The following is a 6,206-nucleotide window of genomic DNA, read 5'->3' as shown; positions in this document are numbered from 1 at the left end:
AGGGAACGGCCACCTGCCTGCATCGGCCGGGATGCGCATCCCGGCCGATGCAAGCAAGTAAACCACATCTCATCCACACAAGCCCGAGGATGACGGTGAGGAGGTGAGGCTGCCCACTCCATCGAGCCGCGCGGCATGCGGAACCGTTGCCTGATCCTCGGTACGTTTCTTCTTTCGTCATCCTCGGGCTTGACCCGAGGATCCACCCACGTCGCAGACGACGCATGCCGGCCTCAGGCCGGCATTTTTATTGCAGCCGGCCGCTCCCCGCCATAGGCCCAGTCGAGCAGTTCAACGGTGTGCAGGATCGGCACCGCGGTCCCGGTGGATATCTGGGTGATGCAGCCGATATTGCCGGTGGCGATGACGTCCGGCTTCGTCGCCTCGATGTTTCTCACCTTGCGGGCCTTCAGCTTCCCGGAAATCTCCGGCTGGAGGATGTTGTAGGTGCCGGCCGAGCCGCAGCACAGGTGCCCTTCCGCCGGATCGCGCACGATAAAGCCGGCCGTCTTCAAAAGCGTCTTCGGCGCCATGGTGATCTTCTGGCCGTGCTGCATCGAGCAGGCCGAGTGATAGGCGACCGTCAGGCCCTTTGCCTCCTGCTGCGGCAGGTCGAGGGTTGCCAGATACTCCGTCACGTCCTTCGCAAGTGCCGAGACGCGGGCGGCCTTTTCCGCATAGGCGGGGTCGAGCCGCAGCATGAAGCCGTAGTCCTTGATCGTCGTGCCGCAGCCGGAGGCCGTGACGATGATCGCATCGAGCCCTTCCCGCTCTGCCTCGGCGAGCCAGACGTCGACATTGCGCCGCGCCGCCGCCAGCGCGTCGGCCTCGCGGCCCATATGGTGGACGAGCGAGCCGCAGCACACTTCGCCGGCCGGCGCCACGACCTCGACGCCGAGGCGCGTCAGGAGCCGGATGGTCGCCGCGTTGATCTCCGGCTTCAGCACCGGCTGGGCGCAGCCGGAAAGGATCGCCACGCGGCCGCGGCGCGGGCCGGCGGCGGGATGCGTGCCGGGCTTGGCGCTGTCGGAGGCTTTCGGCAGGCTGCGGGGCGCAAGGTCCAGCATCGCGCCGAAGGGTTCGAACGGCTTGAAGCGCTTGAGGAGGCCGGCGAAGGGGCGGCCGAGACTTGCCGCCTTCAGCGCCAGACGGAAGCGGCCGGGATGGGGCAGCACCGCCGCCAGCAGGTTGCGCGTCAAACGGTTCCAGAACGGACGCCGGTAGGTCTCCTCGATATGCATGCGGGCGTGGTCGACGAGGTGCATGTAGTCGACGCCGGAGGGACAGGTGGTCACGCAGGAGAGGCAGGAGAGGCAGCGGTCGATATGGGTCACCACCTCCGCATCCGCCGGCCGGCCGTTCTCCAGCATGTCCTTGATGAGATAGATGCGCCCGCGCGGGCTGTCGAGCTCGTTGCCGAGCGTCACATAGGTCGGACAGGTCGCGGTGCAGAAGCCGCAATGCACGCATTTGCGGAGGATTTTTTCGGACGTCGCGACATGCGGGTCGGCGAGCTGTTCGGGGGTGAAGTTGGTCTGCATCAGCGGCGGTCCTTCGCGCGGAGGACGGTGGCATACCCCCCTCTGCCCTGCCGGGCATCTCCCCCACAGGGGGGGAGATCGGCCTGGGGCGAAGCGGTGCCACGATTCAATCTCCCCCCTTGTGGGGGAGATGCCCGGCAGGGCAGAGGGGGGTGGGCCTGATAGCACGTCATTTCCGTCACCACGTTCACCCCATCATCCGCGACACGAACAACCCATCCGGATCGAAACTCGCCTTCACCCGACCCTGCAACGCAGCCACGGCTTCCGCCTGCGGCTGGAAGGCCTCTCCGGCGGCGAGCACCTCCGGCCGGGCGCGCAGGAGGGTGGCGTGGCCGCCGCCGACGGCCTTGATGTAGCGGCGCAGGAGCGCGGTTTCGGGGGCCGCCTCCATGCGCAGCCAGACGAGGCCGCCCTGCCAGTCGTAGAAGGCGTCGACGCCGGTTTCGAGGCGGAGCGCGGCGACGAGCTGCTGGCCGGCGGTGGGGGCGACGGAGACGCGCCAGAGCGGGCGCGCCGTGCCGTCGGCATAGGGCGCGGCGTCGCGGATCTCGCGCCAGAGGCGGGCCGTCACCTCGGCATCCAGCCGCGCGACCGGGCCGAAGCCGGCCATGGCAGCGGCGAGTTTTTGCGCACGCACTTCGACGGAGGCAGAAAGGCCTTCGAGGCGCAGCGCCGTGGCGGCGCCCTCCGGCAGCGCGCCGCCGGCAAAGCGGCCGCGCACGCTTTCGGGCAGATGCGCGGCGCCGGAGACCTCCACCGACATCGACATGGCCGTCGCCATGGCGGCGGCGGCTTCCGCGTCGTTGAGGCCGGAAACGAGGATGGTGACGGCGGTCTCGGGCACCGGCAGGAGGCGGAAAGTGACTTCGGTGATGAATGCGAGCGCCCCGTGCGAGCCGGCGAGCAGCTTCACGAGATCGAGGCCGGTGACGTTCTTCATCACCCGGCCACCGGCCTTCACCACCTCGCCCCGCCCGTTGACGAAGCGCAGGCCGAGCAGGCTGTCGCGCGCCGCGCCCGCCGTCAGCCGGCGCGGGCCGGAGGCATTGGCGGCGAAGACGCCGCCGATGGTGGGAATGCCGGAGGAGCCGAGCACGCCGCGCAGGTCCGGCGGCTCGAAGGCGAGCATCTGGCGCTTTTCGGCAAGCGCGGCCTCCACCACCTCCAGCGGCGTGCCGGCGCGGGCGGTCATGGTCATTTCCGCCGGATTGTAGGCGACGATGCCGGAAAGGCCGCGCGCGGAAAGCACGTCCGCCCCTTCCGGGGCGGCATGCAGGCTGCGCGTGCCGCCGCCGCGGATGACGAAGGGCGACTTGGTGAGGGCGGCGACCTGGACGAGGCGGGCGGCGGCTTCCTCGGAGAGCGGTTCGTGGATCGGCGTCATGCGGCGGGGCGCCCTTCGAGCGGGAAGACTTTTGACGGATTGAGCAGCCATTGCGGATCGAAGGCGGCGCGCACGGCCATCTGCTGGGCAAGGTCGGTGTCGGAATACTGGTGGCGCATCAGGTCGCGCTTCTCGATGCCGACGCCGTGCTCGCCGGTAAGGCAACCGCCGACATCGACGCAGAGCTTCAGGATATCGTTGCCGGCCGCTTCCGCCTTCGCGGCGTCCTCCGGGTCGTTGGCATTGAAGAGGATGAGCGGGTGCATGTTGCCGTCGCCGGCATGGAAGACATTGGCGACGCGCAGGCCGTATTTTTCGACGATCTCGGCCGTGCCGCGCAGCACGGCGGGAAGCTGGCCGAGCGGCACCGTGCCGTCCATGCAGATATAGTCGGCGATGCGGCCCGTCGCGCCGAAGGCGGACTTGCGGCCCTTCCAGATCAGCGCCGCCTCCAGCGCGGACTGGCTTTCCTTGACGACCTTGACGCCGTGGCTTCGGGCAATCGCGATGATGCTGGCGAGCATCGCGTCCATCTCCGCCTCGGACCCTTCCACCTCGACGATGAGGAGGGCTTCCACGTCCATCGGGTAGCCGGCATGGGCGAAGGCCTCGCAGATCTCGATGGCGGGCCTGTCCATGAACTCGATGGCGACGGGAATGATGCCGGCGCCGATGACGTCGGCGACGCAGGCGCCTGCCTCCTCCGAGCTGTCGAAGCCGAAGAGCACGGGCCGCGCGCCCTCGGGTTTCGCGATGAGGCGCACGGTCGCCTCGGTGACGATGCCGAGCTGGCCTTCCCCGCCGCAGACGACGCCGAGAAGGTCGAGCCCGCCGGCATCGAGCGCCTTGCCGCCGAGTTCCACGATGGTGCCGTCGATGAGCACCAGCTTGACGCCGAGCAGGTTGTTCGTCGTCACGCCGTATTTCAGGCAATGCGCGCCGCCGGAATTCATGCCGATATTGCCGCCGATGGTGCAGGCGAGCTGGGAGCTCGGGTCGGGCGCGTAGAAATAGCCGTCGGCGGAGACGGCATCGGAGATCGCAAGATTGGTGACGCCGGCCTGCACCGTGGCGGTGCGGTTGGCGTAGTCCACCTCAAGGATGCGCGCCATCTTGGAAAGGCCGATGACGACGGCGTCCTCCTGCGGGATAGCGCCGCCGGAAAGCGAGGTGCCCGCCCCGCGTGGCACGACCGGCACGCCGTAGCGATGGCAGTATTTGAGGACGGCCGCCACCTGCTGGGTCGTCTCCGGCAGGGCGACGGCGAGCGGCAGGCGGCGATAGGAGACGAAGGCATCCGTCTCGAAGGGCACGAGCGCGCGCGGCTCGTGCACGAGGCAGCCTTCCGGCAGGAGATCGAGAAGGTCCGTGACGATCTCCCGGCGGCGGGAGAGCACCGCCGGCCGCGGCTGCAGAAACCCGATCTGATCCATATGCCTCGCCTCCGCCACAAGTGGTCTTTTTTCTTTACCACTTACCGATCCACCGGGCAAATAGTAAGCACTTTGTCCGCCCGGGCAACAATTGCCTCCACGACCTGGGGGACAAATATGGCCCTCGCGCGGCGGCGGATTGACCCTCCCGGCAGCGAATGCGACAGTCGCGCGACGGGGACTCGGCGGCACCGCGGACGCCTCCGTAACAAGAAAAGAGAGAGGAAACACCATGCGCAGGTCGCTCACCGCCCTTTCGGCCCTTCTGCTTCTGGCGGCTCCCGCCTTCGCGGAGGACGTGTCGAACCTCAATCCGGGCATCACCACGTCCGAGATCCTCGCGACCGCGCCGGTGCACTGGGTTTCCGTCGACCAGATCGCCGCCTCGCTGGAGGGCCAGGCGCCCATGGCCGTCGGCTTCGACGTGGACGACACGGTGCTCTTCTCCAGCCCCTGCTTCTATTACGGCAAGATGAAGTATTCCCCGACCTCGGAGGACTACCTGAAGATGGATGCCTTCTGGACGGACATCCACACCAACAATTGCGACCAGTATTCCATCCCGAAGGACGTCGCCCGCAAGCTGATCGACCTGCATACCGCGCGCGGCGACGACATCTACTTCATCACCGGCCGCACGCGCGGCAGCGGCGGCGAGACGCTGACGGCCGCGATCAAGAAGGCCTTCAACATCGAGAAGATGAACGACGTCGTCTTCACCGCTTCGTCCGAAAACAAGGTCGAATTCCTGAAGGACCACAAGCTGAAGATCTATTACGGCGACGCCGACAGCGACATGAAGGCGGCCATCGCCGCCGATATCCGGCCGATCCGCGTGATGCGCGCGCAGAATTCCACCTACAAGCCGGAACCCAAGAACGGCAAGTTCGGCGAGGAAGTGATCGTCGACTCGACCAACTGAGACGGCGATAAGGAAGACGGCGCGTGACAAATCTCGGCGACCTCGAAATCTTCTCCCGCGTCATCTCCATGGGCAGCATGTCGGCGGCAGGGCGGGCGCTCGGCCTCTCCCCCGCCGTCGTCTCCAAGCGCGTGAAACGGCTGGAGGAACGGCTCGGCACCCGGCTCTTCCAGCGCACGACGCGGCAGATCTCGCTGACGGAGGCCGGACAGGGCTTCTACGACCGCATCGTCGGCATCCTGTCCGGCATCGAGGAGGCGGAGGCCTTCGTTTCCGGCCGGTCGGGCGCCGTGCGCGGCACGCTGCGCATTTCCGCGCCCACCTCCTTCGGCCGCATGCACATCGCACCCCATCTCAAGGGGTTCATGGACAGCTATCCGGACCTCGTCGTCAATCTCGTGCTGACCGACGACTTCTCCGACATCGTCGGCGGCGGCTTCGATCTTGCGATCCGCATCGGCGAACTGTCGGATTCCTCGCTGGTCGCGCGAAGGCTGGCGCCGGTCAGGCGTGTGCTCTGCGCCTCGCCGGACTATATCGCCCGCCACGGCATGCCGGCGACGCTGGAAGAGCTATCGGGCCACATCTGCCTGCCGCCGCACACGCAGGACGTCTGGCGCCTCGAAGGGCCGGACGGCAGCGTCACCTACCGCCCGCACGGCTCGCTCTACACCAATTCCTCGGAAGTGGTGCGCGAGGCGGTGTTCTCCGGCATGGGGATCGCGCTGCGCTCGACTTGGGACGTGGGGCCGGCGCTGAAGAGCGGCGAGCTCAGGCAGGTGCTGCCGGACTACGAGGGCTCGCGCAACGTCGTGCTCTCGGCGGTCTATCCGAGCCGCCAGTTCCTGCCCGTCAAGGTGCGGCTCTTCATCGATTACCTTGCCGAGCTCTACGGCTCCCACCCCTACTGGGAGCACTGAGGA

General features: G+C 67.6%; 5 protein-coding genes. 2 read left to right on the top strand and 3 right to left on the bottom strand.

Annotated elements, in window-relative coordinates; genetic code table 11:
- Nucleotides 1–233: 233 nt before the first annotated feature.
- The 3 genes from glcF to HNQ66_RS21950 form a co-directional block, all read right to left on the bottom strand.
- Entirely contained in the window at nt 234–1,541 is a 1,308-nt protein-coding gene (glcF, locus tag HNQ66_RS21960; RefSeq protein WP_184146797.1) for a glycolate oxidase subunit GlcF, read from the bottom strand.
- Nucleotides 1,542–1,728: 187 nt separating this feature from the next.
- Nucleotides 1,729–2,928, bottom strand: coding sequence for an FAD-binding protein (locus HNQ66_RS21955; protein WP_184146795.1), 1,200 nt, complete (start codon nt 2,926–2,928; stop codon nt 1,729–1,731).
- Nucleotides 2,925–4,361, bottom strand: a complete 1,437-nt coding sequence (locus HNQ66_RS21950; protein WP_184146793.1) for an FAD-linked oxidase C-terminal domain-containing protein — start codon at nt 4,359–4,361, stop codon at nt 2,925–2,927. The genes HNQ66_RS21955 and HNQ66_RS21950 overlap by 4 nt, the downstream gene beginning before the upstream one ends.
- A 232-nt stretch (nt 4,362–4,593) precedes the next feature.
- On the opposite strand from HNQ66_RS21950, the gene aphA reads away from it, so the two are divergent.
- Nucleotides 4,594–5,283: an acid phosphatase AphA gene (gene aphA, locus HNQ66_RS21945; RefSeq protein ID WP_184146790.1), complete on the top strand. Its 690-nt coding sequence runs from the start codon at nt 4,594–4,596 to the stop codon at nt 5,281–5,283.
- A 23-nt stretch (nt 5,284–5,306) separates the two neighbouring features.
- On the top strand, nt 5,307–6,203 hold the full coding sequence (locus tag HNQ66_RS21940) for a LysR substrate-binding domain-containing protein (RefSeq protein ID WP_184146789.1): 897 nt from the start codon (nt 5,307–5,309) through the stop codon (nt 6,201–6,203).
- The last annotated feature ends 3 nt before the right edge of the window (nt 6,204–6,206 follow it).

The organism is Shinella fusca (genome assembly GCF_014203155.1).
Taxonomy (GTDB): Bacteria; Pseudomonadota; Alphaproteobacteria; order Rhizobiales; family Rhizobiaceae; genus Shinella; species Shinella fusca.
Note: the sequence above shows the minus strand (reverse complement) of the source record. Positions and strands in the feature narration are given on the sequence as shown.

Bases quoted from the DNA above. Each gene is read 5' to 3' on its own strand.
- glcF (WP_184146797.1), bottom strand. From the start codon at position 1,541: ATGCAGACCAACTTCACCCCCGAACAGCTCGCCGACCCGCATGTCGCG.
- HNQ66_RS21955 (WP_184146795.1), bottom strand. From the start codon at position 2,928: ATGACGCCGATCCACGAACCGCTCTCCGAGGAAGCCGCCGCCCGCCTC.
- HNQ66_RS21950 (WP_184146793.1), bottom strand. From the start codon at position 4,361: ATGGATCAGATCGGGTTTCTGCAGCCGCGGCCGGCGGTGCTCTCCCGC.
- aphA (WP_184146790.1), top strand. From the start codon at position 4,594: ATGCGCAGGTCGCTCACCGCCCTTTCGGCCCTTCTGCTTCTGGCGGCT.